Source organism: Streptomyces sp. NPDC056161 (assembly GCF_042268025.1).
Taxonomy (GTDB): domain Bacteria; phylum Actinomycetota; class Actinomycetes; order Streptomycetales; family Streptomycetaceae; genus Streptomyces.
Genome location: NZ_JBHJUV010000001.1, coordinates 222,516 through 249,335, shown reverse-complemented (window position 1 = coordinate 249,335; position 26,820 = coordinate 222,516). Strand labels below are relative to the sequence as shown.

The following is a 26,820-nucleotide window of genomic DNA, read 5'->3' as shown; positions in this document are numbered from 1 at the left end:
CAATCCGGACGCGGTCCTCCGTGGCGCGCGAGGGATCACCGGCCTGTGTGAGACGGCGAGGTGCCTGCGCGGGCCGGGTCCTCGCGCCTGGCCCGAGGGGCGCCCGGGTGTGTTCCGTGGGTGTGCCGCCCGCCACGGAATCGACACCGTGCCGTGTGGCCTGCCGTGCGGCAGATGGCCACTTCCGGCGGGCTGGGGTGGCCGTTTGCTTCGCTGGGCGCAGGCTCCCGCCGCAGGTGGCGGGCCTGTCGCGGGGTCGCAACACTGGAAGCGCCGGGGGTGGCGTTGAAAATAGTCGACCAGTCGTCTAGTTTCTCAGTCGCGAGCTGACACATGTCGGTGCGCACAACCATTCCGAGAGGGAACAGCCATGAGCACTTCCGGTCAGAAGGTCGCCGTCATCACCGGCGCATCCCAGGGCATCGGCGCGGGACTGGTGGAGGCGTACCGCAAGCTCGGCTACGCCGTCGTGGCCACTTCGCGCACCATCGCCCCCTCACAGGATCCCGACGTCATGACCGTCCAGGGCGACATCGCCGACCCGGCTACGGCCGAGCGGGTGGCCGCGGCCGCCGTCGAGCGCTTCGGCCGCATCGACACCGTCGTCAACAACGCGGGCGTCTTCGTCGCCAAGCCGTTCACCGAGTACACCCAGCAGGACTACGACACGGTCATCGGCGTCAACCTGGCCGGGTTCTTCCGCATCACCCAACTCGCCGCCGAGCAGATGCTCCACCAGGGAAGCGGTCACATCGTCCAGATCAGCACCAGTCTCGTCGACCACGCCAACTCGGCCGTCCCCTCGGTGCTCGCCTCCCTCACCAAGGGCGGGCTGCAGTCCGCCACCAAGTCGCTGGCCATCGAGTACGCCGCCCGCGGCATCCGCAGCAACGCGGTCGCCCTCGGCATCGTCAAGACCCCCATGCACCCGGAGGCGCAGCACGAGACACTCGCCGCGCTCCACCCGCTCGGGCGCATGGGTGAGATCAGTGACGTCGTCGACGCGGTCGTCTACCTTGAGAACGCCCCCTTCGTCACCGGTGAGATCCTCCACGTCGACGGCGGCCAGAGCGCCGGTCACTGACCGGATGCCCCCGGGCGCCCCATGCGGCGCCCGGGGACCGGCTTTCGAAATAGACGATCGGTCGTATACTTTCGCCATGGGACGCACCAGTGACGCCAAGGAGAAGATCCTCACCGCCGCGCACTCGCTCATCGAGCAGCGCGGTTACACAGCACTGGGCGTCGCCGAGATCTGCAAGGCCGCCGGCGTGCCCAAGGGCAGCTTCTACTACTTCTTCGATTCCAAGGAGACGCTCGCCCTGGCCGTGATCGACCAGCAGTGGGAGAGCCAGCGTGGCGACTGGACCCGGGTCCTGCGGGACGACGCGGAGCCACTGGAGCGGCTCCGCCGACTGCTGGAGGAGACCCAGGCGGACCTGCGCGCGGGCCAGCAGAGCTGTGGGACCGTCTCCGGGTGCATGTTCGGAAACCTCACCCTGGAACTGAGCAACCAGACCGAACCCATCCGCGAACGCCTCCAGGAGATCTTCGACGCCCAGGTGAAAATGGTCGACGAGGTCATCACCGAGGCCCGCGAGCGCGGAGAGGTCTCCGTCCGCGACACCACGGAAGCCGCCCGGTCGATCGTCGCCCAACTGGAGGGCCAGGTGCTGTTCGCCAAGCTCTACAACAACACCCAGCGTCTCGAAGCCCTGTGGGAGAACTGCCTGTCACTGCTCTCCGCCCGCCGGACATACACAGCGGCCTGAGCAGCGGAGGCTCCCACCACGGGGGCCGTCGTCGACGACCAGCACACCGTCCGGGCACACCGAGGTGCCCGGCGTCGTATCCCCGGGCCGCTGCGTCGACGCATTTCCCGGCCGTGGCCACGGGGTTCGGCAAGCGCGCCGTTGATCGTCCGCTCCACTTCGTTCACCGGCACAGAGCACGTGTGCCGTGGCTGCCGTACGGTGCAGTACTAGTGCCTCGGCAGGTGACGTTTGCCCGTCAAGGAGCGGCGTTCGGTGCGTGGCCCCCACTGCCCTGGACGGGCGTGGGAGGTACCCCCTCTCGGTGTGCCGGCCGGAAGTCCTCGTACTGGACGTACTTGGGCTTTCGGCCGGTGCGGCGAGTGGGGGTCCCCCTGCTCGAAGAGCTTGGGGGAGCGTGCCTGGGGGTACCTCCCGGCCGAAGGCTGGGGGAGCGTCGCGACGGGGCGAACGTTGCCTGTCGGGGCACTAGCCTCTCCCCGCCCACGGTCGGAGCTTTTCCGGGTTGCGGACGGCCCAGATCCGGGTGACTCGCCCGTCGGAGACGTCGAACGAGGCCACGGTCAGGACGACGCCGGCGCGCTGGGCCACCAGGCCGGGCACACCGTTGACCGACCTCTCCAGGAGTTCGAGTCCCGGAGCCTTCTCGGCAATGGCGACCATGTACTGGGCGATGCGTGCGCCGCCCTCGACCGGGCGCAGGACGGTGCCGGCCCGGCCGCCGCCGTCGGCGGTCAGCACGGCGGCCGGATCGAGGAGAGCCACGAGGGCTGCGATGTCCTTGGTCTCCCAGGCTTCTTTGACGCGCGCCACCACGTCGGCCCGGCCGGCCGCCGTCACCGGAGTGTGCGCGCCGCTCACCCGCCGTCGGGCGGAGGCCGCCAGCTGCTTGCAGGCCGCGGGGGTCCGGCCGAGAACGTCGGCGATCTCGGCGAACGGGTACCGGAAGACGTCGTGCAGGACGAACGCCACCCGCTCCGCGGGCGTCATCGACTCCAGGACGACGAGGAAGGCCATGGCCACCGATTCGTCCAGGACGACCTGGTCGGCAGGGTCCGCCGAGCCGGTGTGATCGGCGCCCGCACGATCCCACTCGGCGCGGTCGGGCAGCGGCTCGGGCAGCCACGCACCGACGTAGCGTTCACGGCGGGCCCGCGCCGAACCGAGCAGGTCCAGGCAGATGCGGCTGGTCACCGTCGTCAACCAGGCACCGGGGGACAGGATCTCCTCCTGCCGGCTGCGTGGCAGCCCGTACCAGCGTGCGTAGGCATCCTGTACGGCGTCCTCGGCCTCGGTCACCGAACCGAGCAACCGGTAGGCCACATTGATCAGTTGGCGTCGCTCGCCGGCTGTCTCAGGTGTGCTGCCCCCGACAGTCCCCATGTTTCCGGCCGCTCCCTCGCCTTACCTTTCGCGGGCCCGCGTCGTCGACCTCACGAGACCTTATCGATCCACTGCCCGAGGGCGGAAAAGGGGACTGTCGACATGGCCACTCAGGTGACGACGGCGAAGGCACGGCGCGGCTCCTCGTTCCTGCGGATCGCGATCGCCCTGCAGACCCTGACCATCTTCTTCCAAGCGGTCTCCGCCGGACTGCTGCTGACCTCGTCCTATGGAGAGACGCTGCACGGCGTCGGGGCCCGTGTGATGTACGGGGCGTCGATGCTGTACCTGCTGGTGGCGGTGCTGGCGTGGAAGCCGGGCGGCGGCTCGCCCCGGCCGGTGTGGCACGCGTCGGGATTCCTGGTACTCGCCTCGGTCCAGGTCGTACTCGGCATCGCGCACGTCCCGTCGGTCCATCTCCCCCTGGGGGTCCTGATGTTCGGGCTGAGCGTGCTGGCGCTGGCCCGGCGCTGAGGTCCGCTCCGCGGCCCGCCCGGGATCAACCGGGCCGCTTCCTGGGCCACGGCCGCGTGACAGCAGGGGCATGGGCGCGGGACAGCAGGGGCATGGGCGCGGGACCTGTGGCGCTGCCCGTCATGGCCTTCGGGGCGGACGGTACGGCGGCCGGGCCCGCGGAGCAGCCGGTGGGGCAGGGACCGCGCTGCGCTTTTGGGACGGATGTCGAGCGGGGCCGCGGCTCCGGTCCGCAAGATCCACACCCGGGGAACCGACAACCGCTGGACCGGTCGGCCACAACCGACAGTTGTGCTCATAGGGTGTCGGCATGGACTTCGACACCGTCCGGACCTTCGTCGTCGCCGCCGACGTGGGACAGTTCCAGGAGGCGGCCGCGGAGCTGGCGGTCACCCAGCAGGCCGTCTCCAAGCGGATAGCCGCGCTGGAGCGCACCCTCGGCGTACGGCTGTTCACCCGTACGCCGCGGGGTGCCGAGCTGACCATCGACGGGCAGGCGTTCCTGCCCCACGCGCGCGATCTGCTGCGGGTCGCCGAGCGCGCCGTCGCGTCCGTGCGCCCCGGCCGCCGTCCGCTGCGCGTCGACATGATCGCTTCGCGCGGCGCGGCGTCGGGCCTGCTGCGCGGCTTCCACCAAGCGCACCCGGACATCGATCTCGATGTGATGACCCTGTTGGACATCGATACGGCCGTCGCCGCCATCCGCTCCGGCGCGATCGACGCGTCCTTCCGTGCCGTCGCCATGCCCGGCCGGCCCCTCCCCGAGGACATCGAGTCCGTCCGGGTGCTCGACGAGACGCTCCAGCTCCTCACCGGCCCGGAGCACGTGCTCGCGGACGCCCGGTCGGTGACCGTCGCCCAGCTCGCCGGGCACCGGATCTGGATGCCCGGCGTCGTCCCCGGTACCGAGTGGCGTGCCTACTACGACGACCTCGTCGCCGAGTTCGGCCTCACCATCGAGGTGACCGGCCCCAACTTCGGCTCCGACGCACTCCTCGACACCATCGCCTGCACCCCGGCCCTGGCCACCTTCATGGGCGAGCGGACCCGGCACGTCTGGCCCGCCGGCCACGGCCTGCGCCGCATCCCGGTGACCGACCCGACGCCCGTCTACCCGCACTCGCTCCTCTGGCGCCGCGACAACCCCCACCCGGCGCTGGCCACCCTCCGCGCCCACCTCGCCGACACGGCGGCCGGCCTCGACGCCCCCGGGACCTGGAGGCCGGGCTGGGTGATGCCGCACTGAGCACCGCCGCCGCGCCCGCCATCACCGTGGCCGGATCGGCTGGGGCCGAGGTGTCGGCGCGCGCCCGCACGCGACACCTCGTAGGAGCAGGAGAACGAATGCTTCCGTCTCCGGAGCAGGAGAACGAACGTCCCTTTCTCCAAAGGCCGTTGGCGGGGAGTTCGGTGTCATGTAGCCGTCCGGGTGGTTTACCGTTCCGATCCGTGTCAAGCCGCTGGCAGTGTGCTGCTCATGTGCCCAGTGTGATGCGCGATGAGTACATACGACATGAGCACCCCAGGCGAGATCACTCCCGGTGCGACTACTCCCGGTGCGATCACTTCCGGCACGGAGAACAAGGACACACCGAGCGAGAAGCACCCCGAGCCGGGGGCTTTAACCACCTCGCAGCCTTCGCAGCCCGCACAGCCTTCGCAGCCCGCGCAGTCCTCAGGGTCCGTGCCCCGGTCGCCGGGCGTGCGGCTCTCGCGACGTGCCGTTGTCGCGGCGAGCGGCGCCGGCGCGCTCGCCGCGGGACTGACCGCCGCGTCCGCCACGCCCGCCACGGCGCTGAGCCCCGCCGCCGCGCCCTCGCCGGCGCCCGCAGCGGTACCGCCCGGCACCGACCCCAAGGCGTACACCACGGTCGCCCGCGCCATCGCGGTCTACGACGACAACGACACATCCCTCGTTCCGGCCTATCTGAAGGTCGTCGAGAACGGGCTGCCCGCGAGCCGGGCGAAGGCAACGAAGCGGGTCCTGGTCGTCGGTGCCGGACCGGCCGGCCTGCTCGCCGCCGACCTGCTCAACCGGGCGGGCCACGACGTCGTCGTGATCGAGGCGAACGGCAACCGTGTCGGCGGCCGTATCAAGACGTTCCGCAAGGGCGGCCACGAGAACGGGGAGCAGCCCTTCGCCGACTCCAGGCAGTACGCCGAGGCCGGGGCCATGCGACTGCCCGAGAGCCACCCCCTCCTCATGGCACTGCTCAAGAAGCACAACCTCCCCCTCCAGGAGTTCTACCTCGTGGACGTGGAGGTCGAGAACCCGGCGAAGCAGGCCAACCGGGCCTGGATCCACGTCAACGGCGTCCACATGCGCCGGGCCGACTACGAGAAGCACCCGGAAAAGATCAACGACACCTTCGGTGTCACGGGCCCCCACCGTACGAAGACCGCCGCCGCCATCCTCGCGGCGGCACTCGAACCCGCGCACCAGCTCATCCGGGGCAAGGAGGGAACCGCCCTCGTGGGCGGATGGGCCGAGATCCTCAAGCGGTACGGCCACTGGTCCATGTACCGGTACCTCACCGAGGTCGGGCAACTCGACACCAGGACCATCGATCTCGTCGGCACCGTCCAGAACCTGACCTCGCGGCTGCACCTCTCCTTCACACACAGCTTCCTGTCCGCCGCGCTGATCGACCCCAAGACCAAGTTCTGGGAGATCAAGGGCGGCACCGCGCTCCTCGCGGACGCGATGTACACGCCCGTGAAGGGAAAGGTACGGCTCGACAGGCGTGCCGTACGCATCGAACGACACGCAGGAAAAGTCAGGGTGCACACCGTTTCCGAGGAGTGTCAGACCGGCCGGGGCGGTGCCACGGAGGTCTTCGAGGGCGACGAGGCGATCGTCACCGTCCCGTTCGCCGGACTGCGCCACGTGGCCTTCGACCCCCCGCTCGGCTACGGCAAACGCCGAGCCGTCACGGAACTCCACTACGACGCCGCGACCAAGGTGCTGCTGGAGTTCTCCCAGCGCTGGTGGGAGTTCACCGAAGCGCAGTGGAAGCAGGCGCTGAACTCCATCGAGGACAACCTCTACGACAAGTACCGGGCGGGCAAGGTCAAGGACGGTACGTACCTCGGCGCCCACAGGTCCGTGCGGGACCTGAAGGTGACGATCCCCGGCGAACTCAAGAAGTGCTTCACCTCCTTCCGCCCCACCGGCGGTGACCCCGAGGCCGCGCACATCCGGGGCGGCGGCAACGTGAGCGACAACGCCAACCGCTTCCTGTACTTCGAGCACGCACATCCCATGGAGGGCAGCGCCGGAGGCATCGTGCTCGCCTCCTACAGCTGGTCCGACGACGCCCTCAAGTGGGACGCGTTCGCCGACGACGAGCGGTACCTGCGTGCGCTCGCCGGGGTGCAGGCGGTCTTCGGCCGCCGGTGCGAGGTCTTCTTCACCAACAAGTGCAAGACACAGTCGTGGATGCGCGACCACTACGCCTACGGCGAGGCGTCGGTGCTCCTCCCCGGCCAGCACACGGAACTGTTCCCCGACGTTCCCACGTCGGAGGGACCGCTGCACTTCGCGGGGGACCACACGTCCGTCAAACCGGCCTGGATCGAGGGCGCACTTGAGTCCGCGGTCCGGACCGCGCTGAAGGTCCACACGGGCTAATAGATGTTCACGGACTGATAGATGTTCACGGGCTGACAGGTGTGCACGGGCTGACGGTGTGCACGGGCTGACAGGTGTTCACGGGGGCGGGCTCGTCCGGGACGGGGCCGGGTCCGCCGTCGACGTACGGCAGGCCCGGCCCCGAGCCGCCGACGGCCCGGTCGTGCTCCCGGTTGCGGGCCGGGGCTCGTGTGCACGCTGTCGACCCCTGAGTCCTCAGTTCGGGCCACGGATATTGCGCGGGTCGGACTCACGAATCCGCGGCCAGGTGGCGGGGCGGACGCCGGTGCCGGCCCTCGGGCTCCGGCGCGAGGTCGATGCTGATGCGCGGAACCCGCTGGGTGAGCACCGACACCGACATGGCACGGAACGCGGTCATCACCAGCACGACCGCCGCGACGAGCAACGTCACCGCGGCCCCGCCCAACGCGATCGCCGGGCGGGGGCCCCATGTCTGCGCCAGCCAAGTCGCGACCAGGGTGCCGAGGAACCAGCCCGCGCGGTAGACGAGTTGGAAGATCGCCATCACTCGGCCGCGGAATTCCGGCAGTGTCTGAAGCTGCGCCAGGCTGAGCAGGCCCGCCCGCAGGACGAGGGAGACCACTCCGACCGGCAGCAGCACCAAGCCGAGGGTCAGCAGCGACGGCATGGCCGCGGTGGCGAGTTCGAGGATCCCGAGCACGAGGCTGCTCATCAGGACCGTGCCCAGCACGACCTTGGTACGCCAGGTCAGCCAGGCGCCGATGAGGGAACCGACGGAAATGACGGCGAGCAGAATGCCGTACGCCCCTGCCTGCGCCGCGAGTTCGCCCGAACACAGCAGGAGCAGCAGCGAGGGAAGACTCGTGCCGAAGAGGCCGACGATGCCGATGACGAGCAGCAGGAGCGTGAGGACGGGGCTGTGCCACACGAACCCCCAGGCGCCCCGCACCCGGGGACGCCTGCCCGGCCGCACCGGACGGACGTGGAGTCGCGCCGGGCGGATGAGGAGGAGCGCCGTGAGCATCGTCAGGTAGGAGAGCGCGTTCAGCAGGACCACGCCGCCCAGGCCCACCGCCGCCATGAGCGGTCCCGCCGCACTGGAGCCGACGACCAACGACAGGTTGAGGATGACGTTGTTGAGCGTGACCGCCTTCTTGAGCAGGGTGTCCCCCGCGACCTCCGAGACGAAGACCTGCTCCGCCGGCAGACCGATCGCGTTGATGCTGCCGACGCAGAGTGCGCTGACCACGAGGTGCCACACCGCGAGTGCGCCGCTGTGCGCCAGCAGGCCGAGCAGCAGGGCCAGCAGAGTGAGCAGGGAGTGGGTGCACAGCAGGACCCGACGCGGTGGCAGACGGTCGGCGACCACGCCGCCGAGCTGGCTGAGCAGCAGCATCGTGAAGATCGGAGCCGCGGTGACGACACCGAGCACGAGTGCGTCGTGGCTGAGCTGGTAGGTGTACCAGCCCAGCGCCACGAGCTGCGTGTTGGTGCCGACCTGGGAGACGATCAACCCGGCGTAGTAGAACCGTGGATTGCGGGACGCGAACAGCCCCGGCGTGCGTACCGCGGGCGCCGCGTCCGCCGTCCCGCCCGTTGTCCCGCCGGTTGTCCCGCCGGTTGTCCCGTCCGTCATCCGGCGACCTGTGCGTACAGGTCGGACACGCCCTCCATGTAGGCACCCGCCGACAGCCGCTCCTCCGCCAGCGCCCGGACGCCGTGCCGGTCCACGTCCAGTGCCTCGCGGATGTCGTCCATGACGAGGGCCGGGTCCCGGTCGCTGCCGACGGCGGTGAGGTTGTACCGCATGAGGGAGGCGATGTTGTCCGCCGTGATCAGGCCGGCGTAGCCGTGGCCCGCGCACAGGGTCGGCAGACCCGTCGCCATGGCCTCCATCGCCCCACGCCCGAGCGAGATGACCACGTCCATCTCCCCGAGCAGGTTGGGGATCGACTGGCACGGCATGTGGTTGATGAGGATGATCTCGCTGCCGAAGCGGTCGCTGGTCTCCCAGAACCCCGGGCCGTCGCCCGCCACATACAGGAGGATCTCCTCGCGGTCGATGTTCTCGATGATCCGGCCGAGGACGGCCTCGCGCCCCGAGTCCAGTCGGCAGTAGAGCAGGACCCGCGGCTTCGGCCGGCGGCTCGTGCCGTGGACGGCGGGGAAGCGTTCCAGGTCGACTCCCTGGTGGATGAGGACCGCCTGGTCCTCGGGAAGGTACTTCCGTTGCAGCGACAGCGCGTTCTCCGTCATGCACAGGAAGCGCGCGCAGCGCGCGACGAGGTAGTCCGACGAGCGGCGTCCCGCGTGGTGCACGATCCTGAACGCCGGTATGTGCTCGTCGAACCGCATCAGCATCTCGTCGGGCACCTCGTCGACCAGGATCAGATCGGTCTTGCCCGACGGATCGATCTCCTCCGTCACCGTGACGGAGTCCATGCCGCGGAACGTCGAGGTCAGGGCGAACCTGGCGGGGTCGTCGACGATGAGCTGTACGGTGTGGCCCGCTCTGCTCATCGTGCCGATCAGGTCGAGGACGAAACTTTGCTGGCCGTACGTGTGATAGCGCCCGCGCTGACTGTACTTTCCGTCGTAGATGGCGTTGCTGCCGGTGGCGAGCAGGTAGGTGATGTGCACGCTTCCTCATCGGGTCACTGAGTGGGGGCGGGTGCGTGTACGGCGGCCCGGTGCCGGACACGCACCTGGACGCCGTCCCGGGCCGGGGTAGCCGCCGTTCCGCAGGGGTGGCGGCGGGCACCCTGTCGGTGGGTCAGGCGGTTGTGGGCCGGCTACGCGGCGCGTGGGCCAGGAACACGGTCAGGCGCCCTTCGGGTACTGCTCGAAGCCGAACCGCCGGTCGAACTCGGCCTGGCGGTCCCGGTCGAAGAAGCGCACCATCTTGACCATCGGTCCCCAGCGCTCGTCCAGGCTCATGCCCTCGATGCTGAAGCCGTGCTTGAGCTGGAAGATCATCGCGGTGCGGTTGCTCGGGTGGTGCTCGGACGTCACACGCTCGTATCCGAGCGCCTGAAGGTAATCGAGCAGCTTGGTGTAGCAGAGCGCGGCGACGCGCTGCGAGCGGTATTCGGGCAGCATCCCGCTCGTGCCCAGGTAGAAGGTGTCGGGGTCGGTCATCCGGCCCTTCAGCCACCCCATCAGCTTGCCGTCCCCGTCCTCGATGAGGATCCGTTCCTGGTGCACCCTGCGGTATTCCGCGACCAGTTCATCCGACTTGGGGCGGTACGGGTGGGCGTCCCGATCGGGGAAGACGGACGCGTATATCTGTCCGACCGCCTCCCGGAACGTCGCTTCGTCGACGCACCGGCCGACTCCGCTCCCCGCGCCAGGAAGCCGCACGGGAAAGAAGCGGCTGCGGATGTCGTCGATGGTTTCCAGAGTGTCGGAAGAAGGCATGGAGTTTCACCTGAGTTGGTTCTATCGTCATGGATGGGCGGCGCCGTGGCCCCGGCGAAGCGGCATGGAACCGCATGTCTTCGGCCTGCCCGCAGGGTGGGAGGGCACGCTGAAGCGCTCCCGTGACCCGGGGTTGCGCAGGCGTCGGATCGCGACGCCGACGTACCGGGAGACCAGTGGTCCGCCTGCGGGGTGTTGGTGGGGGTGACCGGGATCTCCGGGCTTCCCTCCTACGAAGATGCGAGTCGGCGATCAAGGGGTTCCAGTGAACCCCGTCGGGTCTTCGGAATTGGGTGCAGATCTTGTGACGGCGCCCTCGCCAGGTGACGTTCAGGAGTCGGGATGTGGCCGCCGGCGTCGGCATCTACGGTCGTGGGTGTCGAACTCGCGGTGTATGTGCGGGTGTTGAGTGCAGGTGGGTGGGGAATGTGCCGTCGTCGATCGGGGCACTGAGGGCCCGTCGGGCCGAGCCGGCGGACCAGTCCGAGACCGACCGCGGACGTACGGACGGCGAGCGTGGCGGAGTCGTCCGTGCCCGTGCTGTGTCGTGCTGTGTCGTGCTGACGGTAGGTGAGAACGCCTTCGCCGCCTCGGCGGTGGCGGCAGCCGGGCGGCGCCGTCGTGGGCGCCCCCCGGTCGACGGCGCCGCTCACCTCGTCGGAGAGTCGCACGGCCGAGTGCGCGGTCCGTATGCGCGACGCTGTCGCCTACGGACCCGAGGGTGGCGTTCCTCCGGCACCGGTGCTCGCCGCACTCGTCAGGATCGCGCTCGTGAGAACGCCGAAGAGGTGATCGGCGCGGGGCGTGAGCGAGGGCTGGTCACTGAGCCAGGCGAGCGCCGCCACCAGCGCGAACAGATCGGTGCCGTCGATGTCCCCCCGCGCCGTGCCCGCCGCCTGGGCGCGGGTGAGGAGCCGCGCGCCGGCTGCGCGCATGGCGACGCACGAAGCATGCAGCGCGGACTCGGGGTCCTCGACGGCGGCTGCCATCAGCGCGGTCACGCCCCGGTACTGATGCGCGCACGCGACGCATTCGCGTAGCCACGAGACGAGAGCGTCTTCCGGCGGGCCCGACGTTTCCAACTCGTCCGCCCGGACCGTCAGCTCGTCGAAGCCCGTGCGGAGCAGGGCGTCGAGCAGCGCCTCGCGCGTCGGGAAGTGACGGAGCAGCGTCGCGAGTCCCACGCCTGCCCTGCGTGCGATGTCGCGCAGCGAGACGTCGACGCCTTGCTCGGTGATGGCGGCGCCCGCGACTGCGAGCAGGTGGTCGTGGTTCTTCCTGGCGTCGGCCCGCATCTGTCCCCTCTTGACTTTCCGGATCAGTGGTCCATATATTCGGATCAGTGGTCGGGATATATGGACCACTGATCCGATCAGCGTATCCCCTGGTAGGGGTGGGAGAAAACAATGCCGACCCACACGATGAAGGCGATCCGGCTGCACGAGTTCGGCGGCCCCGAGGTGCTGCGACACGAGGAGGTGCCGGTGCCCGAACCGGGGCCGGGCGAGGTGCTCGTCCGCGTGCACGCGGTCGGCCTCAACCCTCCCGACTGGTACGCACGCGAGGGCATGCCCGACGTACCGCCCGAGCTCAAGCCCCCGTTCACTCTCCCCCTGATCCCGGGGACCGACGTCTCGGGCGTCGTGGCAGCCGTCGCCGCCGACGTCAACGACTTCGCGGCCGGAGACGAGGTGGCCGGCCTGCTGCGCTTCCCCACCGCCCTCCAGGGCAGCGCGTACGCCGAGTACGTCACCGCGCCGGCCTCCGACCTCGCCCGCAAGTCGGCTGCCATCGACCATGTGCACGCCGCCGCCCTGCCCATGTCGGGGTTGACGGCGTGGCAGTTCCTGATCGAACTCGGGCACGACCATCCCTCGCCGTTCCAAGCGGCCCGGCACCGCCCGATGCCACTCGACACCGGGACCACGGTGCTCATCAACGGCGCTGCCGGTGGCGTGGGGCACCTCGCTCTCCAACTGGCCAAGTGGAAGGGAGCCCGCGTCATCGCCGTGGCCTCCGGCGCCCACGAGACGTTCCTGCGTGACCTCGGCGCCGACGAGGTCATCGACTACACCAAGGAGCGGCCCGAGGAGGTCGCCCGTGACGTCGACCTCGTCCTGGATACCGTCGGGGGCCCGGACAGCAGGCGCTTCCTGCGCACCCTGGGGCGCGGCGGATCCCTCTACCCGGTGTACTTCGGCGAGTTCGACGACGAGGAGAACGCGAAGCTGGGTGTCACGGTCACGTCCACCCAGGTCCGTTCGAACGGCGCACAGCTCGCCGAGCTGGACCGCCTGGTCGACGCCGGCACGGTGCGCGTCGCGATCGACAGCACGTTCCCGCTCGCCGACGCCCGCGTGGCGCACGAACGCGCCGCCCGAGGACACATCCAGGGCAAGATCGTGCTCACGGTCGCTTAGGGCTTGTGGGAAAGGGCCCCGGAACTGCACGACCCGTCACTGGATGAGAGCGCAGGCAATAGCTCACCCTTGCCCCTCCGCTCGCACCGCCCGATCCTCCCCGGCCGTCACAGGTTGGCTGGGCGCTGCCGTTCGGTCCCACCACGCCGGGACCAGGGCTGTCAGCATCATCAGCGCGGTGAGCGCGAATGCCCAGGGGTAGCCGGTCAGGCCGACCACCGTGCCGAAGCCGACCGCGCCGATGCCCATGCCCGCGTCGTAGGCGACGTTCCACAGAGCGCTCACCGTCCCGTACCCGGAGGCCGGGACCCGGGAGTACATCAGCGTGATGGTGGCGCTCTGGGTGATGCCGAAGCCGACCCCGAACACGGCCGCACCTGCAACGACCGCGACGGGGACGCCCGTGAGGGCGACGACGAGGATGCCGGCGGCCGAGACGACCAGCCCCGGCATGACCAGCCCGGCGGCTCCGCGCCGGTCGGCGCGCCGACCGGCGAACCAGCGCGACGCGGTCGCGGCGGCCGGCTGCACGAAGAGGGCCGCGGCGGCCACACCGGAGTCGCCCGGCGCCACGGCCAGCGGCAGAAAGGTGACGACGATCCCCGCGCCCACCGCCGTCGTCGCGAACACGGCCGAGGGGCGGCCGAGCGCGCCGGAACGGGCCCCCGCGAAGATCCCCAGGGGCGACCCCGGCGCCGCTTCCCGGCCGGGCAGTCCCGGGACGGCGGCGATGGAGACCAGGGCGATCAGCGCCGCCACCGAGCAGACGGGCCCGTATCCCGTGTGTGATGCCAGCCAGGCCCCGAGCGGCAGACCCACCAGCGACGGCACACCGGCCACGACGCCGATCAGGGCCAGCCCCTCCCCGCGGCGTTCGGGCGGGATCAACGACGCCGTCAGAGCGCCACCCGCCACCAGGGTGAACGCGAAGCCGAGCCCCCTCACAAGGCACACCGCGACGATGCACCCCATACTCCGCGACACGGTCAGGGCCAGCGCCGGAGCACCCAGCAGCAACAACCCCGCTCCCAGCAGCACGCGATACCCACAGCGTGCGGCCAGCCATGGCGCCATCAGTTCGCCGGCCACCGTGGCCAGCATCAACGCACCGGTGACCAGGCCCGCCGTGTCGCTGCCCCGGCCCGGCACGCTCTGTGCGTACGCCGGGACGACCGACAGCAGCAGGTAGAAGCTCGCCGAGGAGCCGACGACCGTCACGAAGCGCAGCACCAGCGGGCGGGTCACCAGACGTGGCCGCGCCCCGGCGGCGCGGCGTTCAGGACCGACGGATGACGCCATGGGGTGAAACCTAGGGGACAGGACCGCCCGCGGGCTCCACTTCCGCGAACGCCGGGCGTACGGAAGCGCGTCGACCGGGACGTCATGACCATGCTGGCACACCGGGCCGTCACCGGCGGTGCAGCACGACCTTCGCGGCTCCCGTGGTGGTGCCGTGCGCGAACACCTCGTAAGCCTCCGCCATCCGGTCGAGGGGGAAGGTGTGGGTGACCAGCGGGGTGACGGGCAGGCGTCCGAACCTCATCAGCTCCAGCAGCCAGGGAGTGGAGGACGTGTCCACCATGCCGGTGCTGATCGTCACGTTCTTGCGCCACAGGGATTCGAGGTGCAAGGTCGCCGGGCTGCCGTGTGCGCCGATGTTGGCGATGTGCCCTCCCGTGCGGACGGCCCGCGTGCACAGGACGAAGCCGTCCGGATCGCCCGACGCCTCGACGACCACGTCGGCACCTGGTCCCTCGGACAGGTCGGCGATCATCTTCCCCGGTGAGTCGGCGATGTCGGCGCCCACCCGGACGGCGTTCTCCAGCCGGGCTCCGGACAGGTCGACCACGATGATCCGACGGGGCGAGTAGAGCCGGGCGACGACGGCGGTGGCGAGACCGACGGGACCCGCGCCCACCACGACGACGGTGTCTCCCGGGCGCACGTGCCCGTTGCGCACCCCGACCTCGTAGGCGGTCGGCAGGAGCTCGCAGAGCAGCACCGCGTCGTCGAGCGGGAGGTCGGCGGGGCAGCGTGTGGTGGAGTGATCGGCGAAGGGCACCCGTACCAACTCCGCCTGGGTTCCGTTGACCAGATTCCCCAGGATCCAGCCGCCGCCCCCGCCGCACTGCCCGTACCCGGCGTCACGGCACGCCCGGCAGTGCCCGCAGGCCGACACGGACGAGACGATCACCTGGTCCTCGCGGCGCACGTGGTGGACCTCGCCGCCCACCTCCATGACCTCGCCGACGGCCTCGTGGCCGAGGACCGTGCCCGGTTTCACCTCGGGAAGCCGCCCGCGCAGGATGTGCAGATCACTGCCGCAGACGGTGGTGGCGTCGACGCGTACGACGGCGTCGGTCGCCTCTTCGATCACCGGGTCCGGGACGGTGTCCCAGGAACTTCGTTCCGGTCCGTGGTAGACAAGCGCTCGCACGGTCCTCACTCTCCCTGCCCCTCCCTTCCACCGTCGCTCCCGCGGGACTTCGGGGCAACACGGCCGCCCGTGCCGCGCGGACACATCGCGGGCGTGCCGCGCGAGCACCGCGGCAGCGGACCGTCCGGCCGGGACCGGGGCCGAACGGCACTCGCCGGGCGGTGGTTCCCGTGGTGTGCTGGAAAGGACGGGAAGGAGCGTGGGAAGACGCGGGGAAGCGGCCCCGAGCCGTGCACCGCGCAATCCGGATCCACGAGAAGCGGATGGCCCTTCCCGTCGTAGGTGTGCCGTGGCACCCGTGGTGCCGCGCCCCGGACACGTCCCGGGCCCGGAGCAGCCGTCGTCAGGGAAGCCCCTGCGACGAGCCCCGTCATCACCGTGATCACGACCCTGCCGTCCGAGCACCGCGAACGGCCGGTGCGGCTCGGGGAGTTCGACGCCGGGCCGGTCCTGGCGGTGTGCGCCGAGAGCCCCGAGTCCGGCCGGGCGACCGCGGTCCCGGTGGGACCGGCGGGCGCCGAGCGGGCGTACCCGCCCCGGCGAGGAGGAGAGCATGCAGAGCAGTCCGCACCGGGTGAGTGACGTGATGACGCACGCCGTCGTCGCGGTGGGGCGTGCGGCGCCGTTCAAGGACGTCGTGGAACGCATGGCGCGGTGGAAGGTCAGTGCGCTGCCGGTGGTGGTGGGCGACGGCCGGGTGATCGGGGTGGTGTCCGAGGCCGACCTGCTGCCCAAGGAGGAGTTCCGCGACGCCGACCCGGACCGGTTCGTCCAGCGGCGCCGCCTGGCCGACCTCGCCAAGGCCGGGGCGCTGACCGCCGGTGAACTGATGAGCACCCCGGCCGTCACCGTCCGCGCCGACGCCACGCTCGCCGAGGCCGCGCGCATCATGGCGCTGCGGCACGTGAAACGGCTGCCGGTGGTGACCGCCGAGGGCGTGCTCGACGGCGTGGTCAGCCGCGGTGACCTGCTGAAGGTCTTCCTGCGCCGGGACAACGACCTCGCCGACGAGATTCGGCGCGACGTCCTCGACCCCCTCTTCCCGTCGCCGGTCGAGCCGGTGCACGTCACGGTCGTCGAGGGTGTCGCGACGCTGACCGGACGAGTCCCGGACGCCACCCGGATTCCGCTCGCCGTCCGCCTCGTGCGCGGCGTCGAAGGCGTGGTGAGCGTGGACTGCCGGCTCACCGCGGCCGACGCGTAGCTTCGGCAGCCCCGCCGCGCGCCGCCGGAGTCCGGGGTTGAGTCCGGGGCTGAGTCCGGGGCGGAGGCCGGAGTCAGTCGGTGGTGAGGAGGTTCTTCACCTCCACGACATCGGTGATGCTCTCGACCTCGGCCACGAGACGGGCCGTCGTGGCCGCGGGCATCCGTCCGGTCAGCTGCACGGCACCGTCGTGTACGGCGACCTCCACCGTCTTCCGGTCGGCCGGCGGGCAGCAGGCTTCGATCCGCGCCTCGACCTCCTCCCGTATCGCGGCGTCGTCCCTGATGAGGGCGTTCAGCAGCGCGTTGCGGCGGACCACGCCGACGAGGCGGCCGTCCTGGTCCGTGACCGGGAGCCGCTTCAGCCGGGACAGCGCGGCCAGCCACGCGGCCTCGGCGACGCTCGCACCCGGGAGCACCGTGATCGCGGGGCTCGTCATCAGATCGGCCGCCGTCTCGCCCCGGGACCTGCCGTGCAGCCGCCGCTCACGCAGCCTCCCGATGGGGCCGGGCCGGTGACCGGACGCCTCGAAGGCCACCTTCGCCAGCAGGTCGGACTCAGAGACGACACCGACCACATGGTCCTGGGCGTCCACGACCGGGGCCGCGCCGATCTGCTCGCGGGCCAGCAGCCGGGCGATGTCCCGGAACGGCATACCGTCGCGCAAGGACGCCGCGGGTACGTCCATCACGTCCCGCACCGTCGTGGCCGGGGTGTCGGGCGGGGGAGCCTGCCGGGCCGGTGACGCGGGCGCCGTCGGTGGGGAGGCGGCCGGCCGGCCCTGTTCCTCGGCGCGCGCGTGCCGGACCGCGGCCGTGGCCACGGCGCCCAGATAGCGGATCAGCATGTCCTGCCGTCCGGTTTCGCCGGGGCTGAAGGGACGGGCGGGCAGCGTTCGCCGGGTCTCGGTCTCCGCGTGGAAGTTCTCGCGCTCGTTCACGGCAGTCTCCGGGCTCGGTCGAGTTGCCTACCGTTCCAGTCTTCCGCCCTCATGTCCGTTGCCAAGAGCCGAACGGCCCTGGTGGAACGGCGCGGCGGCCCTGACCGATGCGCGGAAACAGCCCCCGTGACACCGAACGAACAGCCACCCCCCAGGACACCGAACGAACAGCCCCCCCGTGACACCGAAAGAACAGCGGCTGCGACACCGAAAGAACAGCCGATCGACGTGATCAAGAGGGGCGGGCCGGGGGGAGGTGGGCCGGGAGGAGGCGGCCGGGAAGCGGTCGACGGCGAGCAGAAAGCCGGACGGCTGACGCAGCGGAGCCTCGCGGCACCCCGGGATGGGCCGCACGGCCCATCCCTGCCGTGGAGTTCTGCCCCAGCCTGGAGTACGTGGACGAGTTCATCCGAGACCCCGGGAGGTCGTCATGACGAGCGGCCGACGGTACGCCGTCAGCGACGTGATGACCCGCAAGGTCGTCGCCCTGGGCGCCAAGGCGTCCTTCAAGGACATCGTCAGGACCCTGCGCGAATGGCAGGTGACCGCGCTGCCGGTCCTGGACGGCGACCAGCGGGTCGTCGGTGTCGTCTCCGAAGCCGATCTGCTGGCCAAGGAAGAGACCCGGGACGCCGACGGCGACCGGGACCCCGGTACGTCGGCGGCGGACCGCGCGGACCCCGCCGCCAAGGCCGGGGCGGTCACGGCCGACCAGCTCATGAGTACGCCCGCGATCACCGTGACCGGGGACGCGACCTTGGCCTGCGCCGCGCGGGCCATGGCCCACCACCGGGTCAAGCGGCTGCCCGTCGTCGACGGCGCGGGAAGACTCACGGGCATCGTCAGCCGGTCCGACCTGCTCAAGGTGTTCCTGCGGAGCGACGAGGAGATCGCCGAGGACGTACGCCGCAATGTCGTCGAGCGTCTTTTCGTCCCGCCGGCCGAACCGCTGCGCATCGAAGTGCACGACGGCGTCGTGACGCTGACGGGCCGAGTCCGGGACAGCACGCTCGTGCCCGTCATGGCGCGACTGGTACGGAGTGTGGAAGGGGTGGTGGACGTCGACTGCGCGCTCATGGGTCCGCTGACCCGGCCAGGCATCGACCCGGATCGGCCGGGGACCGCGGAGAGCCGACTTCTCTGACGCTCCCGCTCCGGACCAGGCACGGAGGGGACGGCGGGGAGGGGAGCGGCTCACCGGCCCGTCGATGGGCGGAGCCATGCGGGCCGCCCTCCGTGTCGTCGACGTGTGCGCGGACCGTGCCCTCGGAGGTGCCCGCGGCCGTCGTCGGGACGCGCACCGCGTACGACAGTGTGCGAGGCACCCGGACGGCCCGCTCGTCCGGTCAGCGGCGGATGAGGCCGAGGCCGGTCGCGGCGGCGACGGCGGCGGTGCGGGATTCGACGCCGAGTTTGGTGAAGACGTGCGCGAGGTGGGACTTGACGGTCGCCTCGGTGAGGTGGAGGCGGCGGCCGACCGCTTGGTTGGACAGTCCCTCGGCCACCAGGGTGAGGACTTCGGTCTCGCGCCGGGTCAGGGCGGTGCCGGGGGCGCGCAGCCGGTTCATGAGACGGTCGGCGACCGTGGGGGCGAGGGTGGTGCGGCCGACGGCCGCCGTGCGTACGGCGGCGGCCAGGTCTTCGGGCGGGGCGTCCTTGAGGAGATAGCCGGTGGCGCCGGCCTCGATGGCGGGCAGGGTGTCGGCGTCCGAGTCGTACGTGGTGACGACCACCACGCGGGGGGCACCCGGCCGTGCGGTGATCCGCGCGGTGGCTTCCGCGCCGCCCATGCCGCCGCCGAATTGCAGGTCCATGAGGACGACGTCGATGTCACCTTCGGCGGCGCGGGTGACGGCGTCCTCGGCGGTGGCGGCCTCGGCCACGACGGCCAGACCGGGTTCGGTCTCCAGCACGGCGCGCAGTCCGGCCCGTACCACGGGATGGTCGTCGGCCAGGAGGAGGCGGATGGGAGCGCTGTTCATGGGCGGGTCCTGGTCTCGACGTGCGGGGTGAGGGGGAGCCGGGCGGTCAGGGCGGTGCCGTGGCCGGGGGCGGACCGGATGGTCAGGGCGCCGCCGAGGGCGTGCACGCGCGCACGCATCGCCGCCAGGCCAAAGCCGCCGCTGTCGCCGTCGGGGGCCGGGAGCCGGCCGGGGTCGAAGCCGCGGCCGTCGTCGACGACACCGAGGACGATGTGGTCGCCGAGATAGCTGAGGGTGACCTCGGCGCCGACGGCTCCGGAATGGCGGACGGTGTTGGCGAGGGCGGACTGGGCGATCCGCAGCAGGGCGACCTCGTGGGCGATCGGCAGCGGGGCGGCGTCGCCGACGAGGTGGAAGCGGGCGGCGAGCCGGTGGCGGTCGCTGGTGGTGACACACAGGCGGGCCACGGCGTCTGCCAGGGTGGTGCCTTCCAGGGCGGGCGGGGTGAGGGCGGCGACGAAGCGGCGGGCCTCGGCGAGGTTGTCCACCGCGGCCTGCCGGGCTGCCTCCGCGTGCCGGGCGGCGGTGTCGGGCCGGTCGGGCAGGGCACGTTCACAGGCCCGCAGCAGCAGCTGAATGCTGGACAGGCCCTGGGCGAGGGTGTCGTGGATCTCCCGGGCCAGGCGTTCACGTTCGGCGAGTACGCCGGCGGCGTGCTGGGCGTCGGCCAGGTCGGCGCGCGTGGCGGTGAGTTCCTCGATCAGTTGCCTGCGCTGTTCGCTCTCCCGGTACAGGGCCTGGTACCCCCGCACCACCGCGACCGCGACGGCCGCACCGAGCGCGGGACCGACCACCATCGCCGGGCTGAAGGAGTGCTGGTGGGCGGCGAAGCCGACCGCGGCCGTGGCCGCGGTGGCGGCCACGGCGGCAATCCCGGTACGGCGGGGCAGCAGGTGAAGCTGGAGGAAGTACAGCGGGAACGCCACCCATACGGCGTCCGGGGACAGGGCCAGCAGCACCAGCCACACGACGCCCACGGCGGTCAGCCACAGCGCGGCGGCCCGCCGCGAGCGGCGTACACCCGGCAGCACGGGGCCCGCCACGTACACCAGAGCGCAGGCCGCCGCGGCGGCGACGACCGGCCCGGCATGGGGCCGACCGTCGGCGACGGTCCGCCCGGCGGCCAGCGCGAGCAGGCCGATGACGAGCAGGTGCAGGCACCAGGCCAGGACCCGGGTGGTCGGGGTCAGGGTGGGGGCGGTCGCGTTCACAGTGCCTCCCAGGCTACGAAGGCAGAACCCCGGGGGCGTCCATCGAAAGGTGGAACCCGCGTCCCGTCTTTCGGACCGCGAAGTGCCGTCCTGCGCCGGACGCGCTCACCGGGGGCCGACGGCGACGGTGGAGACGTACCACTTCCACCGCTGGAGAAGGCAGGCCGAGGCCGTGTTCGTCGCCTGGAGAGACCTGAAGTTCGCCAAGGGCCGTTTCGCCCTGATGGGGGCCGTCATCGTACTGATCTCGCTGCTGGTCGGGCTGCTGTCCGGGCTGACGGCCGGACTCGGCCGGCAGAACACCTCCGCGATCACGTCACTGCCCGCCGACAGGATCGCCTTCCAGGCTCCGGCCGGTGGCCAGAACCTGTCGTACGCCGACTCCGCCGTCACCGTGCGGCAATGGCGGCAGTGGTCCATGGCCCCTGGCGTCGAGAGCGCCGATCCACTGGGGATCAGCGCCACGAAGGCCACCGCCGGGGACCGGAGCACCGGGGTGTCCGCCTTCGGTGTCCGGCCCGGCTCCCGCCTTGCCCCGGACGGCGGCCGGATCGACGACGAGTCGGTGGTGCTGTCCGGCGGCGCCGCGGACGACCTCGCCGTCGGGGCCGGGGACTTCCTCACCCTGGCCGGACAGCGGCTGAAGGTGGCCGCGGTGCGGGGCGACGCCTACTTCAGTCACACCCCGGTCGTCTGGACCAGCCTGGACACCTGGCGGAAGACCGCGCCGCCCACCGGCGGCGGTACCGGACCGGCCGCCACCGTCATCGCCCTGGACACCACGTCCGGCGCCGACGTGGCGGCCACCGACCAGCAGGCCGGCACCAGGACGGTCGCCACCGGGGACTCGCTGTCCGCGATCGGCTCCTACACCTCGGAGAACGGCTCCCTGCAACTGATGCGCGGCTTCCTGTTCGCCATCTCCGCCCTCGTCATCGGGGCCTTCTTCACCGTCTGGACCATCCAGCGCAGCGGCGACATCGCCGTACTCAAGGCACTCGGCGCCCCCACCGCGGGCCTGCTCAAGGACGCCCTCGGCCAGGCCGTCGTCCTGCTCACCGGCGGCACCCTGCTGGGCACCGGAATCGCCGCCGCCCTGGGGGCACTCATGGCGGGCTCGGCGGTGCCGTTCCTCCTCACTCCCGCCACCGCCCTCCTCCCGGGTGCGGTGATGATCGCGCTCGGCGTGCTCGGGGCGGTCCTGTCCGTCCGTCGCATCACCTCCGTCGACCCGCTGACCGCCCTGGGGAGCGCCCGATGAGCCTGCACCTGACCGACGTCACCCTCACCTACCCCGACGGCGACACCCGGTTGACCGCTCTCGACCAGGTCGGCCTGGACGTTCCGCGGGGCAGCCTGACCGCGGTGGTCGGCCCCTCCGGCTCCGGCAAGTCCAGCCTGCTGGCCGTCGCCGCCACCCTGATCACCCCCGACGCCGGCACCGTCACCGTCGACGGGACCGCCACCACCGGCATGAGTCGCAGCCGGCTCACCGAACTGCGGCGCCGCAAGATCGGCATCGTCTTCCAGCAACCCAACCTGCTGCCCTCCCTCACCGCCGTCGAACAGCTCCAGGTCATGGGCCGGATCGACGGCCGCGGGCCCCGCGCAGTCCACGGCAGGGCCATGGAACTTCTCGATGCGGTCGGCCTGGCCGACCAGGCCCGCCGCCGACCCCACCAGCTCTCCGGCGGCCAGCGGCAGCGCGTCAGCATCGCCCGCGCCCTGATGAACGACCCCACCGTCCTCCTGGTCGACGAACCCACCAGCGCCCTCGACCAGGAACGCGGCGCCGCTGTCATCGACCTGATCGCCGGTATCACCCACCAGCGGGCCACCGCCACCGTCCTGGTCACCCACGACCGCACCCACCTCACCGCCGCCGACCGGATCGCCGAAGTCCATGACGGGCGTCTCCGCCTACCGGCACCGACGCGCTGAGACAGCAGTCCGCGAACGGTTCGTGGCGCCGCCCTCGCCCCTGCCGCGCGATCGGTCGGTGCCCGGTGCCCGGTGCCCGGTGCCAGGTGCCGGCCGCCGGTGCCGCCGCCCGCGCCGTTCGGCACGCGGCGGCTGCTCGGCGCTGAGGACGCTCGGCCCGGCGGCGGGTGGACGCGTGCCGGGTCCTGATCAGCCCAGGAACTCCGCGAGCGGGAACGAACGGTGACTGCGCGGTGGGATCAGGAAGTTCTGGCGGTGGGTCGTGTTGACCACCGCGTTCAGCCCGGCTCTGGGTGAGCGTGGTGAGAAGTCGTCGACTCTTCTGCCGTCGGGATAGTAGCCGTCCATTGCCAGGCGAATACGGTTGAACGTCTCAGTCGTCGGCACAAAGATCAGGAAGTGCAGTCCGGCGGCTTTCTTGGAGCTGTAGTGATCACCGGCCGGGTCGGAGGTGTAGTGGAACGGGTTGTCCAGCGTGGCGAAATCACCACGGTTGGACACCGGTGTGGTGGCCGGATAGGTCACGCCGTAGTTGCTCTTGATCGCTTTCTGCAAACGGTTCGTCGGCTGCATGCTCCCGTTGTGACCGTAGCTGCCGGAGTTCTTCACTCCTTGGAAGACGTCGTTCTCGTTCTGGGTGGGAGGGTTCACGGTCACGGTGCCCTGTGGGACCGACAGCCCCGGCTGGTACATCGCGCGGATCCGGTCCGGGAATCCCGGGAAGTCCTGTGCTCCCGCACTTCCTTCCCCGTACCAGGTGGCCAGGTCCGAGTACAGGTGCGAGAGGGGCATGACGGTCCCGTACCTGAAGTAGCCGTTGGGCCACTGGTCGGTGTAGCCGGGCAGCGTCTCCAGGTTCGAAACGGGGGTGGAACTCTCCGCGGACTTGAGTGTGGTGGTGAAGCCGAGAAAGAGGGGAGAATGCTCCGGAACGGACGTGGCTCCGGGCAGACCGGCCTCAAGGGCGAGTTTGCTCGCGAGCGACTGCCTTCCGGTGTGGCCACCGCCCGTGAAGCCTCTTCGGATACTGGTCACCTCGAAAAGATCACCGGCCCGGCCGGGCCCCGTCCCGAACAGGGTGTTGGTGCCCTCCATGATGTGGTCGAGCGAATCGCTGCGCATGAGCACGGCCACGTGGTTCTGCTCCAGCCGGACGGCTCCGAAGCCGGGCGGCGGCTGGTCACTGGGATACGTTCGGGCGTGCTGGAGCGCGTAAATCGTGCGGCCCTGCTGTTTGGACGTCATCAGATCCACCGGCAGGTAGGCCGGGTAACGCGTTCCCGCCTTGAAGAACCCGGAGCTTTTCCCGAGGCTCGGGATGTAGTGCTCGAAATAGGGAAGCCCCCAGGTGACGACGATGCCCAGGCCGCCGGGCGGGGGTGGGAGACGTTTCTCCAGGTCCTGGATGACGGACTCCAGGTGGTGCTGTGCCTCCTGCAACGCCTTCGCGTTCGGCGCCACCTTCAACGTCGCGGTGATGACATGGGCGTGGAACGGCGGAATCAGCACGGGGATCGTTCCGTTGCTGCTTTCTACGCCCGTGCCGTTGTCCTTGATGACCCGTGGTGCGGGAAGGGCGTACTGTTCCGGCGGCAGGGGTTTTCCGGTCTCGGCGGGGGCCCGCTCGGGCGGGGTGACCAACTTGTCGATGACCTCGTAGACGCCCGCTGAGGCAAGAGCTACGCCAAGGGTCGCTCCCGCGACGAAGTTTCGTCTGCTCGGCTTCGTGGATTCCTCTGCACCGGACGGGTCCTTTCCACCCTTTTCCACCACGGGCTCCATCCTCCCTGTACGGCACGTATGCCTCTGGCCACCGCAAGCCGGGGCGCAGAGGTCGCTTCATTCGTACATGGAGGGGCGGCCCGAGCCAGTCGTGGCAGGCCATTCGGTCCACACCTCAGGCAGTGACAGAACCGATGCCGGGACCCGGTCCCACACCTGCCCGAGCCCGGCTAACCCGCCACCTTCTCGCCGGTCGGCCCCACCGCGAACCACTTGCCGTCGAGTCCCTGACCGTTGAGGTCACCCGGCTTGGCGTCGCCCGAGAAACGGTAGACGGGCTGTCCGCCCACGGTGATCTGGACCTGGCCGTCCTGCCGGCGGATGGCGCCCACCGCCTTCGGGTTCACGCCCGCCAGATAGACGTTGCCGCCCTCCTGGACGGTCACGGGGGGCCACTTCGCCGCGCAGGCGTCGTTGCAGGCCGACCGCGACGGGTCGGCCGTGTCGTCGTCGAAGCGGTACAGCGCCGCCTGGTTGATGTTGATGAGGTGCGGTGCGGACAGCGGCGCCGAGGTCACCGCGGACAACTGCACCCACTTGGGCGGCGCCTCCTGGACCGCCGCTCCGACCACGGTCCCACCGGTGCCGCTGAGCCCGGCGTCCTGGGCCGTGGAGTCGACCACCTGGAGCGCCGAGTTGCCCGCGCCCTGGCCGGGTGCCGTGGCCGGAGCGGACACCGGGGCCGGTGACGAGGCGGCGGGCGGCGCGGGGGACGAAGCGGCCGGGGCGGGGCTGTCGCCGATGGTGATCGTCTTGCCGCAGCTCGCGAGGCTCGCCGCGCCGCACAGGGCGAGTACGGACGCGACGGCGGCACGGCGTGCGGCGGTGCGCCCAGCGGCGGCGCGGGCGGACAGCAGGCGGGGGAGGAGCCGGTTCATGCCTGCAACACGAGACAGGCCCCGGCAAGGGTTCAATGCCGCCGCGGATCGGCCGGACCGCGCGTGGAAGTGAACGCTCCGCCCCCGTGGCCTCGTGTTCCCCGAGAGACGAATCCTCACCGCACAGGAACGGGGGACCGCAGTGGCGTCGGACGTCAACATCCCGGGGAGCGAGTTGAAGGAGGCCCAGGACATGTTGGGCTTCGTGGCGGACTTCATCGACATCGGACACCACACGTTCGACTTCGACGCGGCGTTCGGCCCCGAACTCTCCCACGGTTCCGCCCAGAACTTCGAGAACAAGTGGGAAGACGGCAAGCACCAACTGCAGAAGCAGGTGAAGGGCATCCGCGACGCCATCGGCACCATCCTGGACTCCTTCGAGAAGACCGACCGGGACGCGGTGTCGAACCTCGACGACGGAAGCGGCGGATGAACACACCCCGTTCCCCCAAGTCCCCCGAACCATTCCCCGAACCAGCCCCCGAACCATTCCCCGAACCAGCCCCCGAACCATTCCCCGAACCATTCCCCGACGGACGAAGTGGCGGCCGACCGATGAGCACTGCACAGCGTTTTCTGCTGGACATCCCGGATCCGTGGCAGCAGGTCGACCTGAGCGGCGAGGAACTGGCCAGGACCCGCGCACAGGCCCTGGCCTCGACGGACGACCCGCGCCACAAAGCACGGATCAACGACATGTTCCGGCAGGGCCGGGAGGTGAGCAGGGCGGCCCGCCGGCACGGCGCGCTGCTGTCCGCCGGCACCGCGACCATGTACACCGAGGGCCTGTTCATGGCGTACGCCATGGTGTTCGCCGTCAGCACGCCCGAGGGCGAGGAACTGACCCTGCCCGTGCTGTCCGCGCGGCTCGGTGTCTCCTCGGCGACCGGTGCGGCACCCCGGGACCGGGTCATCACCTCGGTACGGGTGCCCCACGTGGGCACGGCGGCCCGGGTCACCGGCACCGAGGTGACCCGGCTGACCGGGGACGTCGACGTCAAGCTGCTGACGATGCACACGATGATGCCGGTGCCCGGCAGCACCCAGGACTTCCTCGTGGTCACCCTCGCCAGCCCCAACCTGACGCTGAAGAACGAGGTGTACGACCTCTTCGACGCCATCACCAGCACGTTCCGTTTCGTGACGGACGGCGGAGTGCAGATCCCGGCGAACGGCGACGAAGGCGGCGCGGGCAACGGCGTCGCCGCCTGACTCGGGCGGCCTGACTCGAACGGCCTGACTCGGGCGGCCCGGCTCGCCTGGCTCGGGCCGACCGGCTGAGGCCGCCCGCTCCTGGCCGCTTCGCGCGCCTGCCAGGCCGCTTGACACCAACCGACATGGGGTGTCCGACCTGCCGAAGGGC

25 protein-coding genes are annotated in these 26,820 nt (G+C 70.9%); 13 read left to right on the top strand and 12 right to left on the bottom strand.

Going from position 1 to position 26,820, the window contains the following annotated elements:
- Positions 1 to 370 precede the first annotated feature (370 nt).
- Positions 371 to 1,084 (top strand): SDR family NAD(P)-dependent oxidoreductase, encoded by a 714-nt coding sequence (locus ACFC09_RS01100; RefSeq protein WP_376522486.1) that lies wholly within the window; start codon positions 371 to 373, stop codon positions 1,082 to 1,084.
- A 76-nt stretch (positions 1,085 to 1,160) separates the two neighbouring features.
- Complete coding sequence (locus ACFC09_RS01095) at positions 1,161 to 1,772, top strand: TetR/AcrR family transcriptional regulator (protein WP_376522484.1); 612 nt, start codon at positions 1,161 to 1,163, stop codon at positions 1,770 to 1,772.
- Positions 1,773 to 2,240: 468 nt separating this feature from the next.
- On the opposite strand, the gene sigJ is transcribed toward ACFC09_RS01095, so the two are convergent.
- Positions 2,241 to 3,155 carry an RNA polymerase sigma factor SigJ gene (sigJ, locus tag ACFC09_RS01090; RefSeq protein WP_376522482.1) on the bottom strand — a complete coding sequence of 305 codons (915 nt, stop codon included), beginning with the start codon at positions 3,153 to 3,155 and terminating at the stop codon, positions 2,241 to 2,243.
- A gap of 102 nt (positions 3,156 to 3,257) precedes the next feature.
- On the opposite strand from sigJ, the gene ACFC09_RS01085 reads away from it, so the two are divergent.
- From ACFC09_RS01085 to ACFC09_RS01075, 3 genes are all read left to right on the top strand, one after another.
- Positions 3,258 to 3,629, top strand: a complete 372-nt coding sequence (locus ACFC09_RS01085) for a hypothetical protein (RefSeq protein ID WP_376522480.1) — start codon at positions 3,258 to 3,260, stop codon at positions 3,627 to 3,629.
- Between the two features lie 310 nt (positions 3,630 to 3,939).
- Positions 3,940 to 4,875: a LysR family transcriptional regulator gene (locus tag ACFC09_RS01080; protein ID WP_376522478.1), complete on the top strand. Its 936-nt coding sequence runs from the start codon at positions 3,940 to 3,942 to the stop codon at positions 4,873 to 4,875.
- 267 nt (positions 4,876 to 5,142) lie between these two features.
- Positions 5,143 to 7,260 carry a flavin monoamine oxidase family protein gene (locus tag ACFC09_RS01075; RefSeq protein WP_376522476.1) on the top strand — a complete coding sequence of 706 codons (2,118 nt, stop codon included), beginning with the start codon at positions 5,143 to 5,145 and terminating at the stop codon, positions 7,258 to 7,260.
- A gap of 250 nt (positions 7,261 to 7,510) precedes the next feature.
- Here the strand turns inward: ACFC09_RS01075 and ACFC09_RS01070 are convergent, their stop codons facing one another.
- The 4 genes from ACFC09_RS01070 to ACFC09_RS01055 all read right to left on the bottom strand — a co-directional run bounded on the left by ACFC09_RS01070 (position 7,511) and on the right by ACFC09_RS01055 (position 11,954).
- Positions 7,511 to 8,878, bottom strand: a complete 1,368-nt coding sequence (locus ACFC09_RS01070; RefSeq protein WP_376522474.1) for an MFS transporter — start codon at positions 8,876 to 8,878, stop codon at positions 7,511 to 7,513.
- A complete protein-coding gene (locus ACFC09_RS01065; RefSeq protein ID WP_376522472.1) occupies positions 8,875 to 9,882 on the bottom strand; it encodes a hypothetical protein in 1,008 nt (335 codons plus the stop codon). Before ACFC09_RS01065 ends, ACFC09_RS01070 begins: the two co-directional genes overlap by 4 nt.
- Before the next feature lie 180 nt (positions 9,883 to 10,062).
- Positions 10,063 to 10,659 (bottom strand): GNAT family N-acetyltransferase, encoded by a 597-nt coding sequence (locus ACFC09_RS01060; RefSeq protein ID WP_376522470.1) that lies wholly within the window; start codon positions 10,657 to 10,659, stop codon positions 10,063 to 10,065.
- A gap of 707 nt (positions 10,660 to 11,366) precedes the next feature.
- A complete protein-coding gene (locus tag ACFC09_RS01055; protein ID WP_376522468.1) occupies positions 11,367 to 11,954 on the bottom strand; it encodes a TetR/AcrR family transcriptional regulator in 588 nt (195 codons plus the stop codon).
- Positions 11,955 to 12,065: 111 nt separating this feature from the next.
- On the opposite strand from ACFC09_RS01055, the gene ACFC09_RS01050 reads away from it, so the two are divergent.
- Positions 12,066 to 13,079: an NADP-dependent oxidoreductase gene (locus ACFC09_RS01050; protein ID WP_376522466.1), complete on the top strand. Its 1,014-nt coding sequence runs from the start codon at positions 12,066 to 12,068 to the stop codon at positions 13,077 to 13,079.
- Positions 13,080 to 13,142: 63 nt separating this feature from the next.
- Here ACFC09_RS01050 and ACFC09_RS01045 read toward each other — a convergent pair whose 3' ends face one another.
- Both ACFC09_RS01045 and ACFC09_RS01040 read right to left on the bottom strand, forming a co-directional pair.
- Positions 13,143 to 14,378, bottom strand: a complete 1,236-nt coding sequence (locus ACFC09_RS01045; RefSeq protein WP_376522465.1) for an MFS transporter — start codon at positions 14,376 to 14,378, stop codon at positions 13,143 to 13,145.
- Positions 14,379 to 14,487: 109 nt separating this feature from the next.
- Positions 14,488 to 15,516, bottom strand: a complete 1,029-nt coding sequence (locus ACFC09_RS01040; RefSeq protein WP_376522463.1) for an alcohol dehydrogenase catalytic domain-containing protein — start codon at positions 15,514 to 15,516, stop codon at positions 14,488 to 14,490.
- A 378-nt stretch (positions 15,517 to 15,894) separates the two neighbouring features.
- Between ACFC09_RS01040 and ACFC09_RS01035 the strand changes: the two genes are divergently transcribed.
- Together ACFC09_RS01035 and ACFC09_RS01030 are read left to right on the top strand one after the other, a co-directional pair.
- Complete coding sequence (locus ACFC09_RS01035; RefSeq protein WP_376522461.1) at positions 15,895 to 16,098, top strand: hypothetical protein; 204 nt, start codon at positions 15,895 to 15,897, stop codon at positions 16,096 to 16,098.
- Complete coding sequence (locus tag ACFC09_RS01030) at positions 16,070 to 16,720, top strand: CBS domain-containing protein (protein WP_376522459.1); 651 nt, start codon at positions 16,070 to 16,072, stop codon at positions 16,718 to 16,720. Before ACFC09_RS01035 ends, ACFC09_RS01030 begins: the two co-directional genes overlap by 29 nt.
- Positions 16,721 to 16,793: 73 nt before the next feature.
- Here the strand turns inward: ACFC09_RS01030 and ACFC09_RS01025 are convergent, their stop codons facing one another.
- The gene (locus ACFC09_RS01025) at positions 16,794 to 17,660 is read right to left on the bottom strand and encodes a CBS domain-containing protein (protein ID WP_376522457.1); all 867 of its coding nucleotides are present in this window, start codon (positions 17,658 to 17,660) and stop codon (positions 16,794 to 16,796) included.
- Between the two features lie 430 nt (positions 17,661 to 18,090).
- Between ACFC09_RS01025 and ACFC09_RS01020 the strand changes: the two genes are divergently transcribed.
- Complete coding sequence (locus ACFC09_RS01020; protein ID WP_376522455.1) at positions 18,091 to 18,804, top strand: CBS domain-containing protein; 714 nt, start codon at positions 18,091 to 18,093, stop codon at positions 18,802 to 18,804.
- A 202-nt stretch (positions 18,805 to 19,006) separates the two neighbouring features.
- On the opposite strand, the gene ACFC09_RS01015 is transcribed toward ACFC09_RS01020, so the two are convergent.
- Together ACFC09_RS01015 and ACFC09_RS01010 are read right to left on the bottom strand one after the other, a co-directional pair.
- Entirely contained in the window at positions 19,007 to 19,642 is a 636-nt protein-coding gene (locus ACFC09_RS01015; RefSeq protein WP_376522453.1) for a response regulator, read from the bottom strand.
- Entirely contained in the window at positions 19,639 to 20,853 is a 1,215-nt protein-coding gene (locus ACFC09_RS01010) for a sensor histidine kinase (RefSeq protein ID WP_376522452.1), read from the bottom strand. Before ACFC09_RS01010 ends, ACFC09_RS01015 begins: the two co-directional genes overlap by 4 nt.
- A gap of 172 nt (positions 20,854 to 21,025) precedes the next feature.
- Between ACFC09_RS01010 and ACFC09_RS01005 the strand changes: the two genes are divergently transcribed.
- Both ACFC09_RS01005 and ACFC09_RS01000 read left to right on the top strand, forming a co-directional pair.
- A complete protein-coding gene (locus ACFC09_RS01005) occupies positions 21,026 to 22,114 on the top strand; it encodes an ABC transporter permease (RefSeq protein ID WP_376522819.1) in 1,089 nt (362 codons plus the stop codon).
- Positions 22,111 to 22,794 (top strand): ABC transporter ATP-binding protein, encoded by a 684-nt coding sequence (locus ACFC09_RS01000; protein ID WP_376522450.1) that lies wholly within the window; start codon positions 22,111 to 22,113, stop codon positions 22,792 to 22,794. Before ACFC09_RS01005 ends, ACFC09_RS01000 begins: the two co-directional genes overlap by 4 nt.
- Before the next feature lie 189 nt (positions 22,795 to 22,983).
- On the opposite strand, the gene ACFC09_RS00995 is transcribed toward ACFC09_RS01000, so the two are convergent.
- Both ACFC09_RS00995 and ACFC09_RS00990 read right to left on the bottom strand, forming a co-directional pair.
- Positions 22,984 to 24,564, bottom strand: a complete 1,581-nt coding sequence (locus ACFC09_RS00995; RefSeq protein ID WP_376522448.1) for a hypothetical protein — start codon at positions 24,562 to 24,564, stop codon at positions 22,984 to 22,986.
- Positions 24,565 to 24,746: 182 nt separating this feature from the next.
- On the bottom strand, positions 24,747 to 25,454 hold the full coding sequence (locus tag ACFC09_RS00990) for a hypothetical protein (protein ID WP_376522447.1): 708 nt from the start codon (positions 25,452 to 25,454) through the stop codon (positions 24,747 to 24,749).
- 142 nt (positions 25,455 to 25,596) lie between these two features.
- On the opposite strand from ACFC09_RS00990, the gene ACFC09_RS00985 reads away from it, so the two are divergent.
- Together ACFC09_RS00985 and ACFC09_RS00980 are read left to right on the top strand one after the other, a co-directional pair.
- On the top strand, positions 25,597 to 25,890 hold the full coding sequence (locus ACFC09_RS00985; protein ID WP_376522445.1) for a hypothetical protein: 294 nt from the start codon (positions 25,597 to 25,599) through the stop codon (positions 25,888 to 25,890).
- Positions 25,891 to 26,012: 122 nt separating this feature from the next.
- Entirely contained in the window at positions 26,013 to 26,669 is a 657-nt protein-coding gene (locus tag ACFC09_RS00980) for a hypothetical protein (RefSeq protein ID WP_376522443.1), read from the top strand.
- The last annotated feature ends 151 nt before the right edge of the window (positions 26,670 to 26,820 follow it).